Source organism: Belliella kenyensis (genome assembly GCF_022549675.1).
Classification (GTDB): domain Bacteria; phylum Bacteroidota; class Bacteroidia; order Cytophagales; family Cyclobacteriaceae; genus Belliella; species Belliella kenyensis.
In genome coordinates, this window is record NZ_JAKZGR010000004.1 from 290,146 (window position 1) to 316,006 (window position 25,861).

Sequence of the window (25,861 nt, forward strand, 5' to 3'; positions counted from 1 at the left end):
TTAAAATAGTAATTGAAAACCTAAAGTATAAGCTCTTGTCTGTGGAATTACGCCTCTTGCTGAGCTAAAATTTCCTTCATTAATAATTAATTCTGGATCATATCCAGTCCATTTTGTCCAAGTCAATAAATTCACTCCTTGCCCATATAAGCGGAGTCCATTCACTTTCATCTTATTGGTGATAGACTTTGGAAAGTCATAGGATACAGATAGTTGTTTCAACCTTATGAATGATGCGTCTTCCAAAAATCTGCTGCTACTGGATGAATGACTTCGCCCATTTGGTTCTGATCCACCATGTATAGGACGCGGTACTGCCGTTATTTGACCTGGCTCGGTCCATCTTTGGTGATATAGAAAAGCTAAAGTATTCCTATCATCATCTCCATTTCTCCAAAGTCTACTATTTGCACCGTTCTCAAACTGTCTACCAAAGTCATAAATAAATAAGGTGGTGAAAGTGATACCTTTGTACTTAAACTCATTCGTCAATCCACCAAAATGAGAGCTAAGCTCATTGCCAAATACAAAAAGGTCGTTTGGAGCCACGGGGTTATAGGTGATATTGTTGTTCCCGTCGTACCACATTGGTCTTCCAGTGGCCGAATTCACTCCTGCGTATGCGTAATCTACATTTGTTCTGAGAGGATAGCCTACCCTCACTGATTGGTTTCCTGGCAGCACTTGCTCATCATCAAACAATCTCAAAACTTCATTTCGAATGAATGTAATGTTGAAATTAGTCTTCCAATAAAAGTTTCCAGAATTGATGTTTACTGTATTGACTGCTATTTCCAAACCTTCATTTCTGACTGCACCCACATTGCTTGTCACTAGAGAGAAACCTGAATACTGAGGTAGAGGACGATCCAAGAGTAAGTCCCTGCTATCTCTTCTGAAAAGTTCAACAGAACCACTCACTCTTCCACTCCACAGTGAATAATCTAACCCAATATTTGTAGTTACATTGCGTTCCCACCTTAAGTCTGTATTGGCTATACTAATTGGAAATATACCTGGCTCATTATTATAATTCGAAGATGATGAACCAGAGTACAATCCTCTAGATGAAAAGTTACCAATGGCATCATTTCCAGTTTGACCATAACCTACTCTGATCTTCAATTGATCTAGCCAATGATTGTCTAGCATAAAACTTTCCTGCTTGATATCCCAACCTGCCGACAATGCTGGAAAAAATCCAAACTTGTTGTTCTCTCCAAACCTTGATGATCCGTCATACCTTAAGATAGCACTCACCATGTACTTTTTATCAAAGTCATAATTAGCTTGACCAAACATACCTACTCTCTTAAATCCTGTCCAGCTTCCAGAAGCTCCTGTTATAACAGCAGCTGACTGGATGGTTCTAAACTGACTGGTAGAAAATCCTGTAGCACTTACCGAAGTACGCTCAGCAACATCACTTCGATATTCAGCACCAGCCAATAGCGATAGATTGTGCAAGTCGTTGTAGGTATTTGAATATCGTAAGGTTTGGTTGGTGATAAAGTTTGTGTTTTGCCTAAAACCTACACTCAGGGAACCTTGAGAAGCCACCCCACTCCTGGTCTGTGGATCTACATACCTTCTATCATCTATTACCCTATAATCCAACCCATAGAATGACCTAAAAGTCAATTTATCAGTAAAAGAGTAATCTATATTAAAATTAGCAATGGCACTTTTTGTATTGCTTGTCAATTCGTTTACCAAAGTTTCATGGATAGGATTTCGATTGCTACTTCCAGGAAATCCTTCTATTGGTGCATTTCTAGTGCCATCTTCATTATAGATAGGTATGAAGGGCAAAATAGCAGGCCCCGTGTATTGAGGTGCAGCGAGATTACCCGTAGATCCATCACTTCCCGAAGGGCCATTTTGAATAATATTTGCAAAATTCACATTGAAACCAAAACTTAATCTTTCATTTTCTTTATGTGTCATACTAAGTTTAGCTGTGGCTCTTTGGAAATCCACCCCGATTACGTTCCCGTCAGTTTTATTATAAGATCCACTCAAGAAAAAAGTTGTTTTGTTGTTCCCTCCACTTGCAGATAGCTCTATGTTATTTAATCTACCAGTCTGGAAGACTTCATTTTGCCAATTATAGGTAGGGAGATTGGCAATCTGCTCATCAGTGAGGTCTAATGGCAGTCCACTTGCACTCAAAATATCTTGTCTATTTCTAAGCTCAGTACGTGTAGGATACCTATTGTTTCGAGCTTCAAACCTCACATCAAGATACTCCTGACTATTGAGCATGGGCAACTCAGGCATTGGGGCAGTGATACCATGATAGTAATTCAAAGTGTACTGTGTTTTTCCAGACTTTCCCTTTTTTGTAGTTACGAGAATGACACCATTTGCGGCTTGAGCACCGTAGATTGATGCAGCAGCAGCATCTTTCAAAACCTCAATAGACTCAATATCATTCGGATTCAAAAATGCCAAGGGGTTACTTGCAGTAAGGCCAGAAACCAAATCAGAATTCAATTGAACACCATCTACGATAATCAGCGGATCGTTACCGGCGGTAATAGAGCCTTGACCTCGCACATTAATCCGTACTGGACCACCGGGAACTCCACTAGCACCCATTATATTGACACCCGAAAGTTGACCTTGTATCGCTCTATCAAAACTAGCTACTGGCATGTTTTCGATTTGCTCTTTCTGTACTGAGGATATAGCTCCTGTGATTACCCTCTTTTCCTGTACAGAATATCCTGTGACAACAAATTCACTCAAATCACCAACACTCTCTTGCAAGGTAATCTCAATATTGCTTTGATTTCTTATTGCAATCTCTTGAGTTACATAGCCCACTGATCTGATTACCAAAACTTCCCCTTCGTTGGTCTGAAGTCGAAAGTTTCCGTCAATATCAGTAACGACACCCCTCTGCGTACCCTTGACCATTACTGTGACTCCTGGGATACCTTCTCCCAATTGGTCAACAATTTTCCCAACGATTTCAGCTCGTCTCATCAAGCTATTCCTACCATTGCTATCGGCTCCCTTGCTACTGTCTTTATCAATAATTATCTGAAGATCTGATACAGTATAAGTGAGTCCATGCTTTTTCAAAACATCATCCAAAATGCTTGTCAAATCCGAATTCTTGTAATAGAGATCAAATGAAATATTTTGGTTTTCCTTGATAATATCCTCATTGAAGAGGATAAAATAATCCGTCTGACTTTCTATCAATTGGAAGAATGTTTTAAAATTTACATTCTTTTGATTCAATGAAAGCCTCTTATCTTGAATGATAGAAGCGTTTGCAAAAGCCAAAAAACCTAAGATTAAAGCTAATGTAGACATTGGCTTTTTCAGGCTCCAACCTTTTTTTAACCCTACCGTATGATTTATAGTAGAGTTATCACATTTAAATTTTAAATTCATCACGATTTTCACTGGTTAGTATTATAGTAATTGCACAGGTAATTTCAACCTTTGAAATATCCCGGCGGTAAATGTTGGCGCATTTACCGCTTTCTTTTTAAAGTTTTTTTGTAATGATGTACCTCCTTTCAATTGTTTTTAGGTCAAAATTTATTGATTTAGCTAATGTTTCGAGAGTTTGATGAATAGGATTAGTAATCTGAAGTTTACCTGAAAACTTCTTTTCTCTAAGATTGATATCTACTATTGATATGTCGACTTGATAGTAGTCCGATAGCTTCCTGCAAATATCTTCAAGTGAAGAGCTACTGAATTGAAAATACCCGTCCTTCCAAGTCAAGTATGGTGTTACATCAATTTCCTTTTGCGTAATTTTTCTTTGACTTTTATCCAGTATTAAAATTTGATTCGGAATTAATTTCCTTTCTGTGATTTGCGTAGATGATTTTATATTCGAGATTCCGATCACCCCACTTACTAAAACTGCAAAAGACTCACTCTTAGAAGAAAATGCATTCACATTGAATGCTGTACCTGTCGCTGTAGTAACAAAATCAGGTGACTGAACTATAAATCTATGAGAAGGGTCGGACTTTACTTCAAAGTATCCTTCCCCTTCCAAGTGAACTATCCTATCTTCTCCATGCACAAAGAAACTTGGATAAGTCAAAGTGGAATTAGCATTAACCCATACCGTGCTTTTATCCTGGAGAGTGATTTTTGCAGATTTTCCCGCAGGAACTTTCAAAGTGTACCAGTCGGGTTCTGAACCAGTTGAGTTCGTCTCTGTAAGCTCTTCAGATGATAAATCGGCCTTATACCCTTCGTGCATCATTATCAACTCTTCACCTTTCTTGATCTGAATCATAGTATCATCGCCCAGATTGCTTATGGGTGTAAACTCCCTTGATTCTTCTACCTGATTTAGGTTTATAAAATACAAGGAGGACAATCCTAATCCTAAAATCAAGATTATGCTAGCTGCAATTTTATAAAACTGGAATCTTTCCGATTTCTTATCTACCTGATCAAATCCCTTTTCAATTTTACTCCAAAGAACTTCCTTGCTATCTTTGTTTTTTTCCATTGTTTTAAAATATTTCTTTGCCTTAGCACCCTAACCTATTCCATAGAATAAATGATATTGATAGCTTACCATATCAATGATATGATACTATTTGATCTAATTGAAATGCAAATATTCTAGTATTTGTAATCTATAGTAGAATATGCATCTACCCTTATGAGTCAAAAAAGTGTCGGATATAGACTCTGATATAAAAATATTATTCAGAAAATTTTGACCTAAGTGTTTTTAGTCCTCTATACACCAATGTTCTACAAGATTCTATGGTGATATTCATCGATTTTGCAATGATATCATAATCTAATCCGTCTAAGAACTTTAAAGAAATTGCTTCCTTTTGCTTTATGGGTAAAGTATTTAAATACAAACCGACCATTTCTTCTCTGGTGCTTTCCGCAGATGTACTTAAGATACCAATTTCAAAGTGATTGTATTCTAAGTTACTCGTGGATATTTTGCTAAGACTTTGAATAGATTTGGATAATTTATTTCTAAACATTGAAAAAAAGTATGCCTCAACATTGTTTGGTTGCTGAAGCTTGTGAATGAATTCATATAAGTACAAATAAAAATCCTGTATGCAATCCTCTATCAAAGCAGTATCTGAGGTTATTTTCAATCCATAATTCAGATACACTTCATAGTTTTTTGCATAGAGGTATTTGAAAGCTTCACGATTTCGCTTCCCTAGTTCATTCCACAATATGTTACTATCGTCAAAAGTCACCTTTCTAAGTCAAATAATTAAACTCATTCAAAGCTACTTGATTTTCCTTCTTGAAGAAAAATCATCAATAATGATAATGTTTTTTTAATGAAAAGACTAAAAAAAGGAGATAAATTTAATGAAAAATTAATAATAATAGCCAAAAAAAAAGCGAGACTATTCAGTCTCGCTTTTTACATTTAGTTCTATTTCTTCTCCTGAATCGTCCAGGAATCTGTACTCCGTCACAGGTAGTGAAGAATCTTTGATCAGTTTTACCCACTTGAAATATTTGAAAAACCATTTTACCCTTTGTGAAATGATGCCATTTGTAAAATAGGCATGCAAATAAGGATGTAATCCAATTTGGATTTTCGAAACATTTTGGATCGTAGCCATATGTTCTAAATCTTTCTCTAGTTTGTCGGCTACAAGGATTGAAGCTTGTATTTTGCCTGTACCATTACATGCTGGACAGGTTTCTTTGGTGACTATATTGACTTCAGGTCGCACACGTTGTCTAGTGATCTGCATTAGACCGAATTTGGTCAATGGTAACACGGTGTTTTTAGACCTATCAGATTTCATCTCTTCTTTCATCGCATCGAAGACAGCCTTTTTGTTATCAGCTTTTTTCATATCGATAAAGTCAATGACGATAATCCCTCCCATATCGCGGAGGCGCAATTGTCTGGCAATTTCTTTTACAGCTACCAAGTTGGTTTTGAGTGCTGTTGTTTCTTGGTCGCTTTCTTGATTGGACTTGTTGCCACTGTTGACATCCACTACGTGAAGTGCCTCAGTATGCTCAATGATGACATAGCCTCCCTGTGGTAGGCTTATTGTCTGTCCAAACAAGCTTTTGATTTGCTTCTCTATTCCAAAATTTTCAAAGAGCTTAGCTTTACCATTGTAAAGCTTAACAATTTTTTCCTTTTCAGGGGCGATCGATCTTATATAAGATCTAATCTGATCATAGATCATTTCATCCTCTACTGTGATTGCATCGAATGATTCGTTGAGCAGGTCTCTGATGATAGATGACGCCATGCTCATTTCTCCAATTATCTTGTCTTTGGCTTTGGCTTTGGGTAGCTTTTTCATCCCATCTTCCCAAGTGGTCACCAAGTTTCTGAGGTCTTTGTCAAGTTCTGTTACTGACTGACCCTCAGCCACTGTTCTGATGATCACTCCAAAATTAGCGGGTTTGATGGAGGTGATAAGCCGCACTAGCCTACGCCTTTCATCTGCACTTCGTATCTTTTTGGACACATTGACTGTATTTGAAAAAGGTACTAATACTAGATAACGACCGGCAATGGAGAGCTCACAGGATAGTCGAGGACCTTTCGTTGAGATTGGTTCTTTGACTACTTGTACCAGTATTTGATTGCTTTTAGGAAGGACATTGGAAATTTTTCCAAGCTTTTCTATGTCTGGTTCAAGGTCTAGTCCTTTCAAATTATAAGTAGAGAGATTTCCATTCTTGGCCAGCTTTGTAAATTTATTTAGGCTATTGATTTGGGGACCTAGATCCTGATAATGCAGAAATGCATCCTTTTCATATCCTACATCAATGAATGCTGCATTGAGCCCATTGACTATCTTACGCACTGTTCCGAGATAGATATCTCCTACTTTGAACTTGTTGTCTTCTCCATCTGCATGAAGTTCCACCAAGCTTTTGTCCTTCAAAAGGGCGATACGACTACCGCTTTGAGCAGAATCGATTAATAATTCTGTGCTCAAATCGTGTCTCTGTTTATGTGAATGAACGTTTACTGTAAAAACTCAAAAAGAAGAAGTAATTAATTACTTCTTCTTATGTCTGTTTTTTCTAAGTCTCTTCTTACGCTTGTGCGTAGCGATCTTATGTCTTTTTCTTTTCTTACCGCAAGGCATAGTTTTGAATTTAAATGTTGAACAATTATTTACAGCCTCTCAAGATAGCTATCTACACTAGAGAGAACCTGTGGGTCTGTCGTCATGCTTTTCACTTGCTCGAATTGCTTTTTTGCTTTATTATTTTGCTTAGATTCATAGTAGCTGACTGCCAAATAGAACTGCCCTTGAAGATGGGAAGGATGAAATTTAATCAACTCTTCGAACCTTTCAGCGGCTCTTTTGTACTGCCCTGACTGCATAGATAGCACCCCCATGTTAAAAAGTGCTTCCTCATTACTTGCATCTTCCTCCAATACTTCTCTTAGCATGGTAATCCCTTGCATAGGATTTGAAGAAGACACATATGTCATGGCTACTTTTGTTTTTAAGTCTAAGCGACTTGGATCTTTTTCCAAGACCTGATTGAGATACTTTCTTGTCTTTTCGGCAAGAAAGGAGATCTTTTGCTCATTAAGTGCGAAGGTGTATGCTTCATAGTAGGCATTGCCTGTGCGCTCTTGACGCTCTATTTCATTTGACTTCTCCAAAGCGAGCTCTTGATAATGCGCAGCACTATCATATTTGCCCAGCTCAGTGTATATTTCAGAAATTGCGTCTGCAAAGGTAACGAAATTTTCCTTATTATCTGCTGCCGATAGCTTGCCTCTCAATGTGGCAAGCTCATCAGCAGTAGATTCATCTATTGCAGCCATGTGAGATGGAGTCGTTTCTACAGCTTCTTCATCGCTTGCCGCAACTTGATTTTGCCCCTCATCATTGTCCACGACTACTCTAGGTAGTGAATATAGTATACCTATGGCAACTATACCTACAGCTAGGGCTATGATTTGGGATTTTTTCATGAGGATTTTTTAGCTACTAGGATTTAGTCCTGTGGAGCTAGATCTTTGATTTTTTTACTGTTTTTAATTTTCTCGATGAAAACCTTCGATGGCTTGAAGGCCGGTACATAATGCTCATCGATTACAATAGCAGTGTTTTTTGAGATATTTCGGGCTATTTTTTTAGCTCTCTTCTTGTTAATGAAGCTGCCAAACCCTCTCACATAAATGTTGTCTCCCTCTGCCATGGAATCTTTTACAACTTTGAAGAATGCCTCAATGGTCTGAGTTACATCGTCCTTCTGGATTCCAGTTTTGTCCGAAATCTTGGTAATTACTTCTGCTTTAGTCACTGTTAAATTAATTTAAATTATTATCGAATAAGCTTAACGACCTATTAACCAACTAATTTTGGGACTGCAAATTTACAAGAAGCATTTCAAATTAAAAACAAATTCACCAAAATTAGCTTCTTTTGTTTAACGTTTATTTTATACAAAAAATTTCAACATTTTGAAAAACAGGCATTTTGCTTCCATATTACTGAACTGGTACACTACGCACAAGAGGGATTTACCTTGGAGAAATACGCATAATCCCTATATTATTTGGCTTTCTGAAATAATTCTTCAGCAAACAAGGGTAGCGCAAGGACTCCCATATTTTGAAATATTTTTAGAAAAATATCCAAAAGTCTCTGACTTGGCCTCAGCTCCTAGTGATGAAGTGATGAGACTTTGGCAAGGCCTAGGCTATTACAGCCGCGCTCGCAATCTTCATCAGTGTGCCAAAGATATCATGAAATTTCACAATGGGGAGTTTCCAAAGTCCTATCAAGAACTTATCAAACTCAAAGGTGTAGGCTCCTATACAGCTGCTGCCATTGCTTCTTTTGCTTTTGGAGAAACCGTAGCTGTCGTTGACGGTAATGTGTTTCGTGTGCTGGGGAGGTATTTTGGTTTGAGTGAGGACATTTCTAGTGGATCAGGAAAGCGTGCTTTCGAATCTCTTGCCAATGAACAGATATCTTTAGAAAACCCCGCTGAATACAATCAAGCCATCATGGAGTTTGGTGCACTACATTGTACTCCCAAAAACCCAGCATGTACTTCTTGCCCTCTTCAAGCAGGTTGTTTTGCATTCAAAGAGAATTTGGTTCAAGAGCTTCCCATCAAACTAGGAAAAGTAAAAGTTAAAACAAGGTACTTCAACTACCTTTATATAAAATGTGGGACTCAGGTCATCGTTCGCCAAAGGCAGTCCGGGGATATTTGGCAAGGACTTTATGATTTTCCATTAGAAGAGACAGAAAACACGCTTATTAAAGTGATAGAGGATTTCGCCTTTTTCAGACAATTTGAGTCAATCATTGAAAAAATTGAGTTCGATCCTGAAAGTACCTTCAAGCATATACTCACGCATCAAAGAATTTTTGCCAACTTTGTGACGTTTGTGATCAAAGAAGATTTCTTGTCAAAAATCGATCAATGGGTCAATGACTCCAGTATGGAGTTAGTTAATGTTGAAAAATTAGAGACATTAGGAAAGCCAAAGTTGATCTTAAATTTTTTGACTGATGAAAAATAATGCTTAAATTAGGTCATGAACTTTTAGTCAATCATTTTAAACCAATTTAATTATGGCAGGAGGAGTAAATAAGGTTATTTTAGTAGGGAACTTGGGACAAGACCCAGAAGTAAGGCATCTCGAAGGCGACAAAGTAGTCGCAAACGTGAGTTTGGCCACGACAGAATCTTACAAAGATAGAAGTGGAAATAGAGTAGACAATACTGAGTGGCACGACCTAGAGCTCTGGGATGGATTAGCAAAAATTGCAGAAAACTATCTCAAAAAGGGAAGCAAAATATATGTAGAAGGCAAGATAAAAACAGACTCTTGGCAAGATGAGCAAGGTAATAATAGGAGGAAAGTTAGAATTAGGGTTCAGAATCTGACAATGTTGGATGCTAGAACTGATGGACAAGGATCCCCAAGCAATAGCTCATCGAATCAAGCATACAATAATAATCCATCTCCTCAACAGATGCCTGCCCCAAATGTGGCAGAAGGACCGGCTGATGATGATGACTTGCCTTTCTAATTACTAAGAAGATCTGATTTTGGATAAGCTAATTCCATTCAAACTGTTTAGCCTATTTCAAAATTGGTTAAATTTGTAAAAACAATTTAGACATTTAATGGACGACCCATATCCGAGTATGATGTTGCTGACTGAGATTTCAGAAATCTCGGTCAGCTACCTTTTGATCAATGGATTTATTTTCATTTTTCTTCTTTTAGCTTCAGGGCTGGTATCAGGTTCAGAAGTAGCATTTTTTTCCCTGTCCACAGAGGATCTCACGGATCTCGAAAATCAAGGAGACTCAAACTCAGAAAAAGTGCTCCACTTGGTGGGAAACCCGCAGCGACTTTTAAGCACCATACTGATCCTAAATAACTTGATCAATATTGGGATAGTAACCCTTACTACTTTCGTAGCATGGAGCATATTTGGACTTAATGCCACTGGAATATTAATTATCTTAATCCAAACCGTAGGGGTCACTTTTGCAATTGTATTCTTCGGAGAGATCGTACCAAAAGTATATGCTACCAAAGCACGGCAAGAATTCTCATTGATGATGGCACCCATGATACATTTCTTTTCTTTTATACTAAAACCTCTTTCCTTGTTCTTGATGGGTATTAGCAATATCATAGAAAGAAGGATAGAAAGAAAAGGATACTCTATGTCAGTGGACGAACTTCACAAAGCAATAGAAATCACAACAGAAGATACCTCAGAAGAAGAAAAAGATATCCTGAGGGGCATAGTAAACTTCGGCACGCTGTCAGTTAAGCAAGTCATGAGATCAAGAATGGAAGTGACTGCTGTGGATACAGATACAGATTTTCATGAACTTATGGACAAAATCAATAAGAGCGGCTACTCAAGAATTCCTGTATATACTGAAACCATAGACAATATCGAGGGAATACTTTATATCAAAGATCTATTACCTTTTATAGAAAATGAAGAAGATTTTGAATGGCAGAAATTAGTTAGAAAAGGATTATTTGTTCCAGAAAACAAAAAAGTGGACGCTTTGTTGAAAGATTTTCAGCAAAAAAGAGTGCATATGGCCATTGTTGTAGATGAATATGGGGGCACATCAGGGTTAGTTACTTTGGAAGACCTCATTGAAGAAATTATCGGGGAAATCAATGACGAATTTGATGATATTGAAGATTTCTATTTCAAAGAGATTGATCCTTTTACATTTATCTTCGAAGGTAAAGTATCATTGAATGATTTTTGTAAAAAATTGGACCTAGATGCAACAGTATTTGATGAAGTCAAGGGTGAAAGCGAGTCTCTTGGAGGATTACTTTTGGAATTGAATGCCAACTTCCCTAAGAATGGCGCAAAAATAGTCTATGAAAATTTTGAATTCACCATACTAGCTGTGGATACAAGGAAGATAAAAAAGGTAAGGGTAAGAATCATCTCAAATGAAGAGAAATCCCTCAGCGAATATGAGGACTAAATCTTAGAAGTATCATACAAATTTTATATTGAAAATTAGCCTAATATTAAAATTTTATAAACATCAATTTTTCCCACAAAATATACTTACAGTACGCAAACTTAAAAGTCAAGAAAAAAAAATCAACATTTTTCATTTTTTTTTCTGCCAACTATATTTTATTATTTTTATGTTAAAAATCTTTTTTTTGCTTAATAAATCAGGCACATAGAAGACATATTTCAATACTTTTTTCAAAAATAGGTTTAAATTTTAACTTACATGTGATTTTTATTATAGATAATCAAAGCTATAATTAAGTATAAACTATGCAGTTAAACAATCGTTTGGTTGCTTAAATTTTAATAAAGAGAATATTTTTTGTAAATTCCGCAACCATTTCGAAAACCTATTAAACTTATTGATAATGAATAAAGGATTATACCGTTCAGATTTTGAACATGATTCTTGTGGTATAGGTGCAGTCGTAAATGTCAAAGGAGTGAAAACCCATGAGACCATTAGCGATGCACTCTATATGTTAAGTAACATGGAGCATAGAGGAGGCCGAGGCAGTGATCCCAAAACTGGCGATGGTGCTGGGATATTGATACAGGTTCCACATTCTTTTTTGAAAGAAGTAACCCAAAGAGCAGGATTTGAGATTCCTGGTGAAGGTAGCTATGGTGTTGGCATGACATTTTTTCCAAAAAACAAACAATTATATAAGAAGTCCAAAGAAAGACTAAACCAAATCATCAAAGAACTGGGCTTCAAACTTTTGGGATATCGTCAAGTACCCGTAGATGAAACAGTCCCTGGTTCGGGAGCATTAGACGTGATGCCAATCATCGAGCAAGTATTCGTCAGACATCAAGATGGTCTTCAAGACATAGATCTTGAACGCAAGCTATATGTCTTGAGAAACTACGCCACTAGAGAGATCAACAAAGAAATCCCTGGTGTGAACAATGCTTTTTACTTTGCTAGCTTCAGCTCAAATACCATAATATATAAAGGACAACTCCGTACTGATCAAGTTTTACCTTTTTACAAAGACTTACAAAACAACAAGATCACCTCGGGCTTGGCTATAGTTCACTCAAGATTTTCTACCAACACATTCCCAAATTGGAGACTTGCGCAGCCATTTAGGTACTTATCACACAATGGAGAGATCAATACCATCAGAGGAAACTTGAATAAAATGAAATCTAAGATGTCTTTGATGAGATCTGTAAATTTCACTGATCAAGAACTCTCAATGGTAATGCCAGTGACCAACAAGCAGTACTCCGACTCTGCCAACCTAGACGCTTTGGTAGAGCTATTGACATTGAGTGGAAGATCATTGCCTCATGTGATGATGATGCTAGTGCCTGAGGCTTGGCAAGACAATCAGATGATGGATAAAGATAGAAAAGCTTTCTACAAATTCCACGCAGCTCTCATGGAGCCATGGGATGGTCCAGCAGCTTTACTTTTCACTGACGGAAAATCTATAGGTGCTACCTTGGACAGAAATGGTCTTAGACCTCTACGCTATTTCATAACCAACGATGATAGAGTAATCTTGTCTTCAGAAGCTGGGGCACTTCCAATCAGGGAGGCTACTATTAAAGAAAAGGGAAGAATCAGTCCAGGAAGAATGCTTTGGATTGATTTGGAAAAAGGCAAAGTGGCATTCGATGATGAAGTAAAATCTTCAATCTGTGACAACAAGCCTTACGACAAGTGGGTGAGAGAAGAAAGGCTAAAATTGAGATTGATGCCTGACCCAAAAACCCTAAGCAGCCCATATTCTACAGAAGAGTTGAAGAAAAGGCAGACCATTTTCGGCTATACTTCTGAGGAAGTGAAAGTAATACTTGCCCCTATGGGAGATACTTCCTATGAGCCAATAGGCTCCATGGGAGCTGATACCCCACTCGCTGTACTTTCCAAACAAAGTCAGCATGTATCAAACTACTTCAAACAACTCTTTGCTCAGGTCAGTAACCCACCAATAGATCCGATAAGAGAGAAATTGGTAATGTCCCTATTTACTAGAATTGGTGAAAGCCATAACATACTTGACGAAAGTCCAAGACATACTAGACAAATACATATTTCTCAGCCTGTATTGTTAAACGAAGATCTTGAGAAGCTCAAAAATCTTGAAGATCAGGGCTATCGCGCTGTGACATTACAAGCGCACTTTAATGCTGATCATAGGCCAGGAAGCCTACTGGAAGCGTTAAACGAACTAGGAAGACAAGCTGAAGGTGCAATATACGCAGGCAAAAACATCATTATCATTTCAGATCGAGGCTCAGACCAAACCAAAGCACCAATCCCAAGCTTACTAGCCATCGGAGCTGTACACCACCACTTGGTAAAAAAGAAACTTCGAACTCGTGCTGGATTGGTAGTAGAGGCGGGCGATATTAGAGAGACTCATCACTTTGCCACTGTAATTGGCTATGGAGCCTCAGCTATCAACCCTTACTTGGCTCTAGAAACACTTCTTGATTTGAATGAAAAAGGTCAATTAAGCAAACAGCTTCCTTCGAAACAACTTTTTGCAAATTATCAAGCGGCTGTAGGTAAAGGATTGCTTAAAGTACTTTCCAAAATGGGAATCAGTACCCTTCAATCCTACCAAGGTGCTCAAATTTTTGAAGCTATAGGATTGGGTCCTGAAGTAATCGACAGGTGCTTCAAAGGGACCGTGAGTAGGATCTCAGGTATATCCTTTGATGAGTTGGCGGAAGAGGTGCTTATCAGACACCAAGCAGCCTATGAGACTGATAGACCTGTATTGGAGACAGGTGGTGTATACCAATGGAAGCGTAGAGGGGAAAAACACATGTTCAACCCTGAATCGATTCATTTGCTACAAAAATCCACACGGCTCAATGACTATGCATTGTACAAAAAATTCGCTGAAAAAATCAATGTGCAAACCAAAGATGCATTGACACTCAGAGGATTATTTGAATTTAAGAAAAGAATCTCTATCCCTATAGAGGAAGTAGAACCGATAGAGTCCATCCTGAAGCGATTTGCTACAGGTGCGATGTCTTTTGGATCGATTTCTCACGAAGCACATACTACTTTAGCAATCGCCATGAACAGGATCGGTGCAAAAAGTAATAGTGGAGAAGGAGGAGAAGACGAAATAAGATTTGAAAGAAAGGAAAATGGAGACTGGGAAAGGTCAGCTATCAAGCAAGTGGCTTCAGGTAGATTCGGCGTCACTTCCAACTACCTCAGCAATGCTGAAGAGATCCAAATCAAAATGGCACAAGGTGCTAAGCCTGGTGAAGGTGGTCAGCTACCAGGTCACAAAGTAGATGATTGGATAGGAAGGGTTAGACATTCTACTCCTGGAGTTGGGCTGATTTCACCTCCTCCACACCATGATATCTACTCTATTGAAGATTTGGCTCAATTGATCTTCGATTTGAAAAATGCCAATCGCAAAGCCAGAATCAATGTCAAGCTTGTATCTCAAGCTGGAGTAGGAACAGTAGCAGCAGGTGTGGCTAAAGCACAATCAGATGTGATTCTGATCTCTGGAGCCGATGGAGGTACAGGAGCATCTCCACTTAGCTCTATAAGACATGCGGGCCTACCTTGGGAGCTTGGACTTTCTGAAGCTCATCAGACATTGGTAAAAAACAACCTAAGAAGTAGGGTAGTACTTCAGACAGACGGACAGCTTCGTACAGGTAGAGACATAGCTATTGCGACCCTTTTGGGAGCGGAAGAATGGGGTATCTCTACAGGAGCTCTGGTCGTAGAGGGATGTATCATGATGAGAAAATGTCACCTCAACACCTGTCCAGTAGGTATCGCTACGCAAAATCCAGATTTGCGAAAACTTTTCACTGGTGATCCTGACCATGTAGTAAATTATTTCAGATTCCTCGCCCAAGATCTCAGAGAGATCATGGCTTCATTGGGATTTGCAACGATTGATGAAATGGTAGGTCAGAGTGATGTACTCAAAGCTACTGGAAATATGAACCATTGGAAATGGGACAAAGTAGACCTCACACCAGTATTCCATAAAGTGGAAGTCCCTGACCATGTTGGAGTACACAAGCAAATAGATCAAGAGTTTGAGCTTAAGAAAGTGCTCGACAGAAAACTGATCAAAGCAGCCCTCCCAGCCCTAGAGCAAGCCAATGAAGTCAAAGGAAAATTCGAAATCAAAAACATAGATCGCTCCGTAGGAGCCATGCTTTCTAATGAAATTTCTAAAATATATGGAAGTCCAGGCCTACCAGAAGATACTATTCAGTACAAATTCATAGGCTCAGCGGGACAGACATTTGGAGGATTCTTGACCAAAGGAGTAACCTTTGAGCTTGAAGGAGAGGCCAATGATTACTTCGGAAAAGGATTATCTGGAGGAAAACTGATCGTATATCCAAGCAGAAATGCCTCCTTCCGAGCCGAAGACAACATCATCATTGGCAACGTGGCGTTCTATGGCGCAACCTCAGGTGAAGCCTTTATCAATGGAAAAGGTGGGGAAAGATTCTGTGTAAGAAACTCAGGGGTAAGCACCGTAGTAGAAGGCATAGGCGATCATGGATGTGAGTATATGACTGGTGGATTGGTAGTGAATCTTGGAGAAATAGGCAGAAACTTTGCCGCTGGTATGAGCGGAGGTATTGCATACATTCTCAAAGACTATCTACACTTGATCAATCAGGAGATGGTCGACATCGATCCATTGAATGAAGATGATTTTGTCTTGATCAAAGAAATGACTACCAAACACAAAGCACTCACTAAGAGTCCTCTGGCTGGAGAATATTTAGACAAATGGGACACTTACAAAGAGCGATTTGCCAAAGTAATCCCAAGAGATTACAAAGAGGTATTGAGAAAAAGAGCTTTGGAACAATCAAAAACATTAGTGTAATATGGGAGCGAAAGAAGGATTTATCCAATATAAAAGAGAGCTACCAGAGTCACGCTCTCCCGAAGAAAGAATTAGTGATTACAAAGAAATATATAAGCCGTTTGATGCACAAAAATTAAACGAGCAGTCAGCAAGGTGCATGGATTGCGGTATACCATTTTGCCACCAGGGGTGTCCGCTGGGTAATGTCATACCTGAGTTTAACGATGCTGTATACCATAATGAATGGGAGGAAGCTTTCCATATATTAAAAAGCACTAACAATTTCCCAGAATTTACTGGTAGGATATGCCCAGCGCCCTGTGAGGCATCATGTGTGCTAGGGATCAACAAAGACCCTGTAGCCATAGAGCTTATCGAAAAGCATATTGCCGAAAAAGCTTATGAATTAGGATTTGTCAAGCCTAAGTTACCTAAAACCGAAACAGGCAAAACTGTGGCGGTAATAGGCTCAGGACCTGCAGGACTAGCTGCAGCTGATCAGCTCAATCAAGCTGGGCACAAAGTAACACTTTACGAAAAAGACAAAAAAGTAGGGGGGCTCCTTCGATACGGTATACCAGATTTCAAATTAGAAAAATGGGTAATAGATAGGAGGGTTGAAGTGATGGAGCAAGAGGGTGTTATATTCTCTACGGAAACAGAAATTGGTGTCAATGTAAAAGCAGAAGAAATACTTGCTAACTTTGACGCTGTAGTACTTGCTACAGGAGCAGCACAGCCGCGACAATTGAATATTAAAGGTGCTGACCTAAAAGGTGTACACTTTGCAATGGAATTCCTAGGTAAGCAAAACCAAGTCGTAGGTGGTGAAATCGAGGAAAATCCAATTTCTGCAAAAGACAAACATATCGTGGTGATCGGTGGAGGAGACACGGGCTCTGACTGTATTGGTACATCAAATAGGCACGGTGCAAAGAGTATCTTGCAACTTGAATTGCTACCTAAGCCTCCTAAGCAAAGAACGGAATTGAATCCTTGGCCTGAATGGCCAATGACTTTGAAAACTTCCAGCTCTCATGAAGAAGGAGCAGAAAGGGTTTTCTCCGTGCTTACCAAGGAGTTTGTCGGCAATAAAAAAGGTGAAGTCACTGGCTTAGTACTGGTAGATATAGAATGGAAACATGAAAATGGTAGGATGCAATTTGTAGAAATTGCAGGTACAGAGCGTACTGTACCATGTGATTTAGCATTCTTAGCTATTGGATATACAGGGCCTGCTGAAAATGGCCTGCTTGAAGCATTCAAGGTCGAGAGGATGGAAAACAGCCTTCCTATGTCCAAAGATTATCAATCTACATCCAAGAAGGTATTTTTGGCTGGTGACATGAGAAGGGGACAATCTCTCGTAGTTTGGGCTATATCAGAAGGAAGGGAAGCGGCAGTTCGGGTAGATGAATTTCTCCAGGGTAGTTCTGTGCTACCAAGAAAAGATGAAGGATTTTATCAAGTTGAGCAAGAAATGGCTCCTTAATTTTAATTTGAAACCACTAATACAACCAATAGCCGGCCTGGGAAATCTAGGTCGGCTTATATTTTATCAAGAAAAAATGCAGGCCAAATTGACCTGCATTTTTGTATTACATTTAACCAACCTTTATGAAAATTACTGCTGTGCTCTCGGTCCTCTGGCACCACGCTCACCTCTTTGACCTCTTCTATATTTTTCTCTATCAGGATTTGTCCTTGCATCTCTGATGGTATTCATTCTTTTCTTATCTTCATCCTGTAGCTGTTCATACCTCTTCAGTTGCTCGGGAGTAAGTACAGCGGTGATTTTTTCTTGCTGTGCTTGATGCTTAGCTTTCATCTCTTCTCTTTTTGCTTTCATCTCTTCCTTTCTTGCTTCCATTTCAGCTTGCTTTTTATTCGCATTTTCTAAATGAATAGTATAAATCTGCCCTTTCTGATTTTCATCTAACTCTAATTTATCTGCTAGCCTATTTGTTGCCATTTCTGCTCTCTTTTCTGGGCTAGCCATTTCAGCCCTCTTTTCTGGGCTCATACCATTTCTTGGTGATACTCTCTGAGCTTGTGCTGACAATACTCCTAAGGAAAACATTGCGACGATTATCAATAGCTTTTTCATGATTTCTTTGTTTAAGGTTAATATTTCTTCTTATTAAGATCCATCACTTACCCGGGTAGATTGGATGTTGGTTTAGTTTCCAATTTCTTTTGGAATTTGTCTTTTAGACCAAGCCCCCGCTCGAAGGTTTAATCTACCACTCAAAGAAAAATGTTAACAAACGTTAAACAAAAAAAGGCTACTCCTTGACAAGAGTAGCCTTCCAAAAGGATTATTGTTGGGTTATTGTTGCTCTAATTCTTCTGCGCTTGGTGTGAAAGGATTCGAAGCTCGAATCAATCCAGCTGGTAGCTCTCCTTCAGTAGAGGCCACTGTGACACATACAGCTGCATCTCCAGTGATGTTTACTACTGTCCTGAACATATCCAAAATTCTATCAGGTGCGATGATAAGTGCTACACCAGCTCCAGGTACACCAATCGCTTCAAGTACTATGATTAGCATGATCAACCCAGCTCCTGGCACCCCCGCAGAACCAATTGCAGCTAAAGTAGCTGTAAGGACAATGGTCAATTGCTGAGATAAAGTTAGGTCCATCCCCAATGCTTGTGCGATAAAAACCGCAGCTACAGCTTGATACAAGCTGGTACCATTCATGTTGATAGTAGCTCCAAGAGGAAGCACAAAGCTACTCACCTCTTCAGATACACCGATCTCTTCTTCTACCAGCTTCATGGTCACAGGGAGTGTGGCTGAACTAGAAGAGGTAGAGAATCCCAGCAGCATGGCTGGTCTCATTGATTTGATAAAGTCAAGGAATGATAGCTTGGTAAAAGCTTTGAGCATGGCACTGTACACTCCGACGATAATCAGGAACAAGCCTCCCATGACGACCAAAGTATACTTAAGAAGTGCTAGAAGCAATTCGACTGCTGAATCTGGATTTTCCCCAGCAATTTCTACAATAAGAGAAGCCATCAGCGCAAATACCCCATATGGAGCAATCATCATGATATATTCTACAATCTTGATGATGACATCATTGAGGGCATCAAAAAAGTCTGTGAATGTCTTGGCCTTTTCTTTAGAAATCTGAAGCAAAGCAATACCCGCAATGATCGCAAAAAACACAACCTGAAGCATGCTACCATTGTCAGCGGCGGCGGCGATGAGATTTTCTGGAACAATATCTACCAATGGCTGAAGTGGCCCTTGGTCTTTGATGGCAGCAGCAGAATCTGCTTTGGAACCTGCTTGAGAGTCAAATTGAGCCATAAGTTTATCTCTCGTCTCCTGAGGGAGCTGCTCACCTGGCTCAAAGAAGTTAACCAATAATAGCCCAAGAGTAATTGCTATAATAGTGGTAACTAAGTAGGCCAATATTGTCTTTCCGCCAATTCTAGAAAGCTTTGAGATATCACCAAGATTAGAAACCCCTACAATCAAAGATGCCAAAACCAGTGGAACAGCAATCATTTTGAGGGCATTGATAAAAATCGTCCCGATGGGCTTGATATAGTTCACCGTAAACTCTGGTGAAATTCCAAATTGGATAATCACCAATCCAAAAATCAATCCTAATACTAGCCCAGCAATAATCTGGGTATGTAAGGGTATTTTTTTAAACATAATATTTGGGTTAAATACTTTACAATTTATTCGTCCTGCTGATCAAGAGGTAGTCTGCCAAAACAAGTGCAGCCATGGCTTCTACAATAGGTACAGCTCTAGGCACTACACATGGATCATGCCTTCCTTTGCCAGACACCGTTACTGCTTCTCCTGCTTCATTGACAGACTCTTGATCTATCATGATGGTCGCCACTGGCTTGAATGCTACTTTGAAATAAATATCCTCACCATTGGAAATACCTCCTTGAATACCTCCACTGTGATTAGTTTTTGTCCTAGTCTTTCCAGTTTGGTCTGTATAAAACACATCGTTGTGTTCAGAGCCACGCATACTTACACCTTCAAATCCACTTCCATACTCAAAGCCCTTTACGGCATTGATGCTTAGCATAGCCTTCCCCAGTTCAGCATGAAGTCTATCAAACACTGGTTCTCCCAATCCTGCTGGTGCTCCTGTAATCACACAGCTCACCACACCACCTACTGTATCTCTAGACTTTCGGATCGAATCTATATAATCAATCATCTCCTCTGCCTTCTTAGCATCTGGACATCTTAGTATATTATCTTCTATCTTGGAGAGATCTAGCTTGTGGTAAGGTGTGTCGAGCTTAAGATGCCCAACTTGACTTACATACGCTTTGATATCAATACCAAAATGCTTTAGAAATAACTTGGCAACAGCTCCACCTGCAACTCTAGCAGCAGTTTCCCTAGCACTACTTCTCCCCCCACCTCGATAATCGCGAACGCCATATTTCTCGTGATAAGTAAAGTCAGCGTGTGAAGGTCTAAATTTATCCGCAATATGACCATAATCTTTACTTTTTTGGTCAGTATTCATGATGACCATCCCTATAGGAGTGCCAGTACTCTTTCCTTCAAAAACTCCAGAAAGCAACTGAAATTCATCTTCTTCTTTCCTTTGTGTTGTAATTTTTGACTGGCCTGGCTTACGGCGTTGCATCTCTGATCTGATGAATTCCTCATCTATGACTAAGCCTGCTGGACAGCCATCTATGATTACACCTAGCCCCTTGCCATGCGATTCCCCGAAGGTGCTGATTTTGAAAATCTTTCCGAATGAATTACCCATTACTCTTTCTTACAATAAGTACAGCAATCAAAATAACTGATGCTGCTAATAGTATATTAATAATGATGGAAAAATAAGACTTATATCTCTGGTATGAAAGTTTATTGTTCTCTACTTCAATCAAATCATAGATACCTCCTAATCTTTGGTTGGAAATTGCCTGATTGACCTTAGATTCTCCTGTGATTTGAAGGACTGCTTGAGGCCTTAGCGTATCGTACTTTGCTAACCTTGGATTGAAATATATCCATTCAAAGTGATTTGCCAACTGAACCTCCCCAGGCTCATTGATGGTCAAGTAGTAGCTAAACTCTTTGATCCCTGTAACCTTTCCCATCCCTCTATTGATCTGCTGACGTACGTTTGGATCGTATGTGTTTAATTTTTGGATCTGTTTTGTTCTTGGCCTGTTGATAGAATTCACATTTCCTGATCCAGAAATCCCAAAATTGTAAGTGATTCCCTCTCCTGTTTCTGCACTTCTCTCTTTGAAATTCTCCCTTAACTGATATTCACCCACACTTACCTCATTTCGCAATGGGTGCGGTGGTAGTGGTTTGACTTTTACTGTTTTTGCTGCTGAATAGAAAGTTTTGAAATCCTCCATTCTGTTGGCACCAAAGAATGATGGGTTTTTGGCTACCCTGTATTTGATCATTTCCCAAGATATGGATGGAATGGTAATCTCTCCCTCAGAAAAGGGAAAAAAGGTTGCCTCATATACCTTATACTTGGTCCAATTTTTACCATTAATACTCACCCTTTCTGGTTGTATGCTCGTAATGTTGAAATTCTCTTCCCAAGCATTGCTAGGTTTAAGCTTTTTCAAGATGTTGTCAAGCTGCCTGCCCGGCTCATGAAATTGAAACGGTGCTTGATTTTGCTCAGACATGTAGAAGGCCAAACTCACATTGATTCCTTCTCCTACATACACCTCAGACTTATCCACTGAGGCTGCAAAAAATGCATCGTCATCTATCTCTATAAATTCCTGCTCTTCCCTACTTCCTCTTCCAAACATCTCATCAAATGCATCGAAAGCACTAGATGGCCTTTGACTGGCTCGAGAATCTACTACATTGATAGACTTACCTTGAGCAGAATAATCCACACCATTTATCTTAATCGTAAAATTCGGAAGTTGAAATTCACCTTTACGTGTAGGACGATAGTACTGAATGATGCTATTGGAAGAGCTCATCTGTCCGTTGATGATATTCATGGAAGAAGATTGCTGAATCCCTTGTTTTTGGAAGCCTAGAATATCCGGAAACTGATCATAAGATTTTATTTTATCATCAGAAATCGTTACCTTGATGGTGAAGGTTTCATTGAGACCTATTTCACTTGGCCCCAATTCTATCTTTACATCTTGGGCAAAATTCTTAAATGAGATAATACTTAATATCAATACCAAAACCCAGGTGACCTTCGTTTTTATCATAGTGGTTTTAATCAATTTATGACCGCAAATTAACTTTATATTTTAAACGCAACAAACAATATAAAGTATCGTATGATAGAATTAGTAGTTTCTGTTTAACCTTTTAAAATTTTAGAACCAATGCTAGAATACGTTAAGACAGTCTTGATGAAAGTGAGTTTTGACAAATCACTCTTTGAGAAAGAACTGCGTAAGAGCCTAAACTTGATCCTCCCTGACGAAATCAAGGAATTTCAACTTTGGTGCTACAGGACATTTTCAAGTGTATATGAACCTGTTTTGAATAAGTACTTTGTGAAGCTTGCAGGCTAAAAAAATAAAAGGCTCTTAAATGAGCCTTTTTTTCGAATCAAGACCTTTTTGTTTGATGATTTCTTCGGCTCGCTTTTCTGTAGCAAATCCTCCGAAGGAACTGAAAAAATCCTTTTCTTTCGACTTTCTCCCTTTCCTTATAGATTTCGCAAGCCGTTCAAGTAGCTCTATTTTGCTTACTGAACTCAAACTTTCAAAAAGCTCGGAATAAGTTTCAATGATATGGCGTTCTGCATGTGTCATATCCTAAATTTTAATAAATATATGAAATTACTTCATAAAACTGATTTTCGTTAATCTTGGTTCTTTCATCACTTCTGACTAATGCAAAGAAAAACGCTTAATTTGAGCTGATTTCGAGGCCTAAATCCTCATTAGTCAGACCGTCCCGATTCTCGGGATGTTTATGCTCTTAACTAAGCCCAACTTTCTTTATCATTACAACAAAAATTCCTCAACAACTTGGTTCTCACAATTATACTTACTACCCCCATCCAATGCGAGAAGGAATGAATTTCGACCGGGCCAGCGCAAGCCTTTCGGCTGGATAGAGCCTGTCCCGATCTTTCTATCGGGAATTTTCCCAACTTGACTTTTTTGCTACTTTTTGTGTTAATGCTTGTCTCGTGGCATTACTGGAACAAAAAGTAAAACACCTCAATTCCACCTAACGAAACCTTCCCCCTTCCAGATGTCAATCAAAATGCCACTATTCGGGTAGTTATCGGAACTAAAATAGATGAATGCATCAATCAGGGATTTTTCCAAGGGCTTTTGGCTAGTGGGCTAAATGTTAGGCGGTCGCCCTTCTTTTTATCGCTCAATAATTTCTTTAACTTTTTCTTCTAACAGTTTTTGGTCAGGCAAATACACCTGATATTTTGAAACGAAAATCTTATTGGTTAGCCCCCCTGTTGCATATTTTACGGTGTATTCGTGTTTGTCTGCCGCTATGATAATTCCTATCGGTTCGTTATCGCCTTCTGTGTTTTCTTCTTCTTTGAAGTAGTTCAGATAAAGGTTCATTTGTCCAATGTCCTGATGTTTCACTTTTCTTGTTTTCAGGTCAATGAGAACGAAACATTTCAAAATTCGGTGATAGAAAATAAGGTCAATGAAATTATGTTCGTTGTCTATTGTGATTTTGAATTGTTGTTTGACAAAAGAAAATCCTTTACCAAGTTCTAATAAAAATTGTTGTAGATTGTCAATGAGTTTCTTTTCCAATGCTCTTTCTTTGACGATATTGTCCATTGGTAATTCTAGAAATTCAAAAACGTAAGGGTCTTTTATGATGTCCTCTGAGGTTGCAATTTCCTGTCCTTTTTCTGATAATGCTAAAACGCCTTCTTTATCTTTGCTCAACGCCAGTCGTTGAAACAATGCCGAATCAATTTGGCGTTTCATTTCTCTTGCTCCCCAATTTTCTTTTATGGATTGTTGTTCGTAAAAATTTCTCGCCAAGTCGTCTGAAACGGTTAGTAATTCAGCATAATGACTCCAACTCAATTTTCCAGACACCGTCTGGAAAATTGGATATTTGATGTAAAACAGCCTGCATAGATATATACTACTTTTGCTAAAACCTTTACCATACTTGACTTTCAAGTCTTTTGCCAAGTTAGTCAGTAAAGCACTTCCATAGTCAGCTTTTTCTTTTCCGTCTTGCTCGTATTCCACGATATATTGCCCAATCTTCCAGTTGGCTTTTACCAATTCATTATTTACTGCCTTAACAGCATTTTCCCTTGCTCTTTGTAAGGTTGAGCCAATGCTGTCAATGAGTTCAGTATATTTTTGTTTCGATAAAGGCATTAAGCTGTATCAATTTATTGTGCAAAGATAATGATTTTTAGTGGTGAAATGAGAAAGAACAAAGTCAAACTTGCTGTCTGTCAGGGGTAGGATTTTTTTTGATATGTTTCATAATTCTTTGCTCAATTGTTACAGTAATGTTCATTTGTGCATAGTTTTTTTAGGGTTCTGACTAATGCAAAGAAAATCGCTTAATTTGAGCTCATTTCGAGGCCTAAATCCTCATTATTCAGACCGTCCCGATCCTCAGGATGTTTTTTTATTCTCTTAACTTAGCCCAACTTTATTCATTAGGATTATTTTTCAATGGTATTCATGAATGCTTTGCATTTGTTTTTTTGATCCAAGAAAAGATAGCCTTCGGGATTTTCATAATGAATACCTTTTACGACCATTCCGACAAATCGGAACAGGTCATTCCAAATGATTACTGCCAACTTTCTTGCTGTAGCACTTTCACTATGTGGTTCAGGTAAGTTCAAAAATTCAAATATATAGCTGTCTTTGAATGTGTTTGATAGGTCATTGTGACTTTCTCTCACCAGTGGTGAGAGTTTTGAATTGCCTATCATTGTCCGCTCGAAAAAGCTGGCAGATATTTGTCGGTCAAGTTCTCGTTAGTCGTCTTTCTCCTTTGGAACCGGATTTTTGCCATTCTGACTAATGTAAACAAAATCCCTCAATTTGAGCTCATTTCCAATCCTGATTAGTCTGACCGTCCCGATCCTCGGGATGTTTTTTATTCTCTTAACTAAGCCCAACTTTCTTTCACAAAACCTTTCAAACCAAATCCCGCACCTTCTTGATCCATTTACAGGATTCAAGAAATCAAGGGTTGGGTCCAAGAATTGCTGAAAATTCAAATCCCCAGATGTTGGGTGGGGGAAGTCATGCCCAAACCAAAGCAAAAACTCCCAAAGTCATCGAAAAACAGAAACAACCGCTTCCTAAAATCCACCAACCAGCCTACTATTCCACCTAGCAAGCCCTTCACCCTGCGGATGTACGCCCCGGCGCACAAGTCAGTCAATACACCATAGGCGCACACGGCAGCCACTAACCTCCCGATCCCTATCGGCGACCCTGATAGATGAATGCATCAATCAGGGATTTTTTCCAAGGGTTTTTGGCTAGTGGGCTAAATGTTGGCAGTAGTGATTC

General features: G+C 38.9%; 20 protein-coding genes. 6 read left to right on the plus strand and 14 right to left on the minus strand.

Annotated features, from left to right (window positions below):
* The 6 genes from MM214_RS06155 to MM214_RS06180 all read right to left on the minus strand — a co-directional run bounded on the left by MM214_RS06155 (position 1) and on the right by MM214_RS06180 (position 8,280).
* Entirely contained in the window at positions 1 to 3,327 is a 3,327-nt protein-coding gene (locus MM214_RS06155) for a SusC/RagA family TonB-linked outer membrane protein (protein WP_241293252.1), read from the minus strand.
* A gap of 178 nt (positions 3,328 to 3,505) precedes the next feature.
* The gene (locus tag MM214_RS06160; RefSeq protein WP_241293255.1) at positions 3,506 to 4,495 is read right to left on the minus strand and encodes a FecR family protein; all 990 of its coding nucleotides are present in this window, start codon (positions 4,493 to 4,495) and stop codon (positions 3,506 to 3,508) included.
* Between the two features lie 199 nt (positions 4,496 to 4,694).
* Entirely contained in the window at positions 4,695 to 5,222 is a 528-nt protein-coding gene (locus MM214_RS06165) for an RNA polymerase sigma factor (RefSeq protein WP_241293257.1), read from the minus strand.
* A 156-nt stretch (positions 5,223 to 5,378) separates the two neighbouring features.
* The gene (locus MM214_RS06170) at positions 5,379 to 6,950 is read right to left on the minus strand and encodes an Rne/Rng family ribonuclease (RefSeq protein WP_241293259.1); all 1,572 of its coding nucleotides are present in this window, start codon (positions 6,948 to 6,950) and stop codon (positions 5,379 to 5,381) included.
* Positions 6,951 to 7,132: 182 nt separating this feature from the next.
* Positions 7,133 to 7,948 (minus strand): tetratricopeptide repeat protein, encoded by an 816-nt coding sequence (locus MM214_RS06175; protein WP_241293260.1) that lies wholly within the window; start codon positions 7,946 to 7,948, stop codon positions 7,133 to 7,135.
* Positions 7,949 to 7,971: 23 nt separating this feature from the next.
* Positions 7,972 to 8,280 (minus strand): HU family DNA-binding protein, encoded by a 309-nt coding sequence (locus MM214_RS06180; protein WP_241293262.1) that lies wholly within the window; start codon positions 8,278 to 8,280, stop codon positions 7,972 to 7,974.
* Between the two features lie 160 nt (positions 8,281 to 8,440).
* Between MM214_RS06180 and mutY the strand changes: the two genes are divergently transcribed.
* From mutY to MM214_RS06205, 5 genes are all read left to right on the plus strand, one after another.
* Complete coding sequence (mutY, locus tag MM214_RS06185) at positions 8,441 to 9,514, plus strand: A/G-specific adenine glycosylase (RefSeq protein ID WP_241293264.1); 1,074 nt, start codon at positions 8,441 to 8,443, stop codon at positions 9,512 to 9,514.
* Positions 9,515 to 9,566: 52 nt separating this feature from the next.
* On the plus strand, positions 9,567 to 10,028 hold the full coding sequence (locus tag MM214_RS06190; RefSeq protein WP_241293267.1) for a single-stranded DNA-binding protein: 462 nt from the start codon (positions 9,567 to 9,569) through the stop codon (positions 10,026 to 10,028).
* 97 nt (positions 10,029 to 10,125) lie between these two features.
* A complete protein-coding gene (gene gldE / locus MM214_RS06195; protein WP_241293270.1) occupies positions 10,126 to 11,475 on the plus strand; it encodes a gliding motility-associated protein GldE in 1,350 nt (449 codons plus the stop codon).
* Positions 11,476 to 11,881: 406 nt separating this feature from the next.
* On the plus strand, positions 11,882 to 16,372 hold the full coding sequence (gene gltB, locus MM214_RS06200) for a glutamate synthase large subunit (protein ID WP_241293273.1): 4,491 nt from the start codon (positions 11,882 to 11,884) through the stop codon (positions 16,370 to 16,372).
* Position 16,373: 1 nt separating this feature from the next.
* Positions 16,374 to 17,846: a glutamate synthase subunit beta gene (locus tag MM214_RS06205; RefSeq protein WP_241293284.1), complete on the plus strand. Its 1,473-nt coding sequence runs from the start codon at positions 16,374 to 16,376 to the stop codon at positions 17,844 to 17,846.
* 132 nt (positions 17,847 to 17,978) lie between these two features.
* On the opposite strand, the gene MM214_RS06210 is transcribed toward MM214_RS06205, so the two are convergent.
* The 4 genes from MM214_RS06210 to MM214_RS06225 all read right to left on the minus strand — a co-directional run bounded on the left by MM214_RS06210 (position 17,979) and on the right by MM214_RS06225 (position 22,573).
* A complete protein-coding gene (locus tag MM214_RS06210; protein ID WP_241293287.1) occupies positions 17,979 to 18,461 on the minus strand; it encodes a DUF4890 domain-containing protein in 483 nt (160 codons plus the stop codon).
* 222 nt (positions 18,462 to 18,683) lie between these two features.
* A complete protein-coding gene (locus MM214_RS06215; RefSeq protein WP_241293291.1) occupies positions 18,684 to 20,030 on the minus strand; it encodes a dicarboxylate/amino acid:cation symporter in 1,347 nt (448 codons plus the stop codon).
* Positions 20,031 to 20,049: 19 nt separating this feature from the next.
* A complete protein-coding gene (gene aroC, locus MM214_RS06220) occupies positions 20,050 to 21,129 on the minus strand; it encodes a chorismate synthase (protein ID WP_241293294.1) in 1,080 nt (359 codons plus the stop codon).
* Positions 21,122 to 22,573, minus strand: coding sequence for a BatD family protein (locus MM214_RS06225; protein ID WP_241293297.1), 1,452 nt, complete (start codon positions 22,571 to 22,573; stop codon positions 21,122 to 21,124). Before MM214_RS06225 ends, aroC begins: the two co-directional genes overlap by 8 nt.
* A 120-nt stretch (positions 22,574 to 22,693) precedes the next feature.
* Between MM214_RS06225 and MM214_RS06230 the strand changes: the two genes are divergently transcribed.
* Entirely contained in the window at positions 22,694 to 22,885 is a 192-nt protein-coding gene (locus tag MM214_RS06230) for a hypothetical protein (protein ID WP_241293299.1), read from the plus strand.
* A 15-nt stretch (positions 22,886 to 22,900) separates the two neighbouring features.
* Here the strand turns inward: MM214_RS06230 and MM214_RS06235 are convergent, their stop codons facing one another.
* The 4 genes from MM214_RS06235 to MM214_RS06250 all read right to left on the minus strand — a co-directional run bounded on the left by MM214_RS06235 (position 22,901) and on the right by MM214_RS06250 (position 25,757).
* The gene (locus MM214_RS06235) at positions 22,901 to 23,128 is read right to left on the minus strand and encodes a hypothetical protein (protein WP_241293302.1); all 228 of its coding nucleotides are present in this window, start codon (positions 23,126 to 23,128) and stop codon (positions 22,901 to 22,903) included.
* Between the two features lie 570 nt (positions 23,129 to 23,698).
* Positions 23,699 to 24,700 carry a PDDEXK nuclease domain-containing protein gene (locus MM214_RS06240; protein WP_241293305.1) on the minus strand — a complete coding sequence of 334 codons (1,002 nt, stop codon included), beginning with the start codon at positions 24,698 to 24,700 and terminating at the stop codon, positions 23,699 to 23,701.
* A gap of 296 nt (positions 24,701 to 24,996) precedes the next feature.
* Positions 24,997 to 25,272 carry a hypothetical protein gene (locus tag MM214_RS06245; RefSeq protein ID WP_241293307.1) on the minus strand — a complete coding sequence of 92 codons (276 nt, stop codon included), beginning with the start codon at positions 25,270 to 25,272 and terminating at the stop codon, positions 24,997 to 24,999.
* Between the two features lie 287 nt (positions 25,273 to 25,559).
* Entirely contained in the window at positions 25,560 to 25,757 is a 198-nt protein-coding gene (locus MM214_RS06250) for a hypothetical protein (RefSeq protein ID WP_241293309.1), read from the minus strand.
* Positions 25,758 to 25,861 lie beyond the last annotated feature (104 nt).

Bases quoted from the DNA above. Each gene is read 5' to 3' on its own strand.
- MM214_RS06155 (WP_241293252.1), bottom strand. From the start codon at position 3,327: ATGTCTACATTAGCTTTAATCTTAGGTTTTTTGGCTTTTGCAAACGCT.
- MM214_RS06160 (WP_241293255.1), bottom strand. From the start codon at position 4,495: ATGGAAAAAAACAAAGATAGCAAGGAAGTTCTTTGGAGTAAAATTGAA.
- MM214_RS06175 (WP_241293260.1), bottom strand. From the start codon at position 7,948: ATGAAAAAATCCCAAATCATAGCCCTAGCTGTAGGTATAGTTGCCATA.
- MM214_RS06190 (WP_241293267.1), top strand. From the start codon at position 9,567: ATGGCAGGAGGAGTAAATAAGGTTATTTTAGTAGGGAACTTGGGACAA.
- gldE (WP_241293270.1), top strand. From the start codon at position 10,126: ATGGACGACCCATATCCGAGTATGATGTTGCTGACTGAGATTTCAGAA.
- gltB (WP_241293273.1), top strand. From the start codon at position 11,882: ATGAATAAAGGATTATACCGTTCAGATTTTGAACATGATTCTTGTGGT.
- MM214_RS06205 (WP_241293284.1), top strand. From the start codon at position 16,374: ATGGGAGCGAAAGAAGGATTTATCCAATATAAAAGAGAGCTACCAGAG.
- MM214_RS06210 (WP_241293287.1), bottom strand. From the start codon at position 18,461: ATGAAAAAGCTATTGATAATCGTCGCAATGTTTTCCTTAGGAGTATTG.
- MM214_RS06215 (WP_241293291.1), bottom strand. From the start codon at position 20,030: ATGTTTAAAAAAATACCCTTACATACCCAGATTATTGCTGGGCTAGTA.
- aroC (WP_241293294.1), bottom strand. From the start codon at position 21,129: ATGGGTAATTCATTCGGAAAGATTTTCAAAATCAGCACCTTCGGGGAA.
- MM214_RS06225 (WP_241293297.1), bottom strand. From the start codon at position 22,573: ATGATAAAAACGAAGGTCACCTGGGTTTTGGTATTGATATTAAGTATT.
- MM214_RS06230 (WP_241293299.1), top strand. From the start codon at position 22,694: ATGCTAGAATACGTTAAGACAGTCTTGATGAAAGTGAGTTTTGACAAA.
- MM214_RS06235 (WP_241293302.1), bottom strand. From the start codon at position 23,128: ATGACACATGCAGAACGCCATATCATTGAAACTTATTCCGAGCTTTTT.
- MM214_RS06240 (WP_241293305.1), bottom strand. From the start codon at position 24,700: ATGCCTTTATCGAAACAAAAATATACTGAACTCATTGACAGCATTGGC.
- MM214_RS06245 (WP_241293307.1), bottom strand. From the start codon at position 25,272: ATGATAGGCAATTCAAAACTCTCACCACTGGTGAGAGAAAGTCACAAT.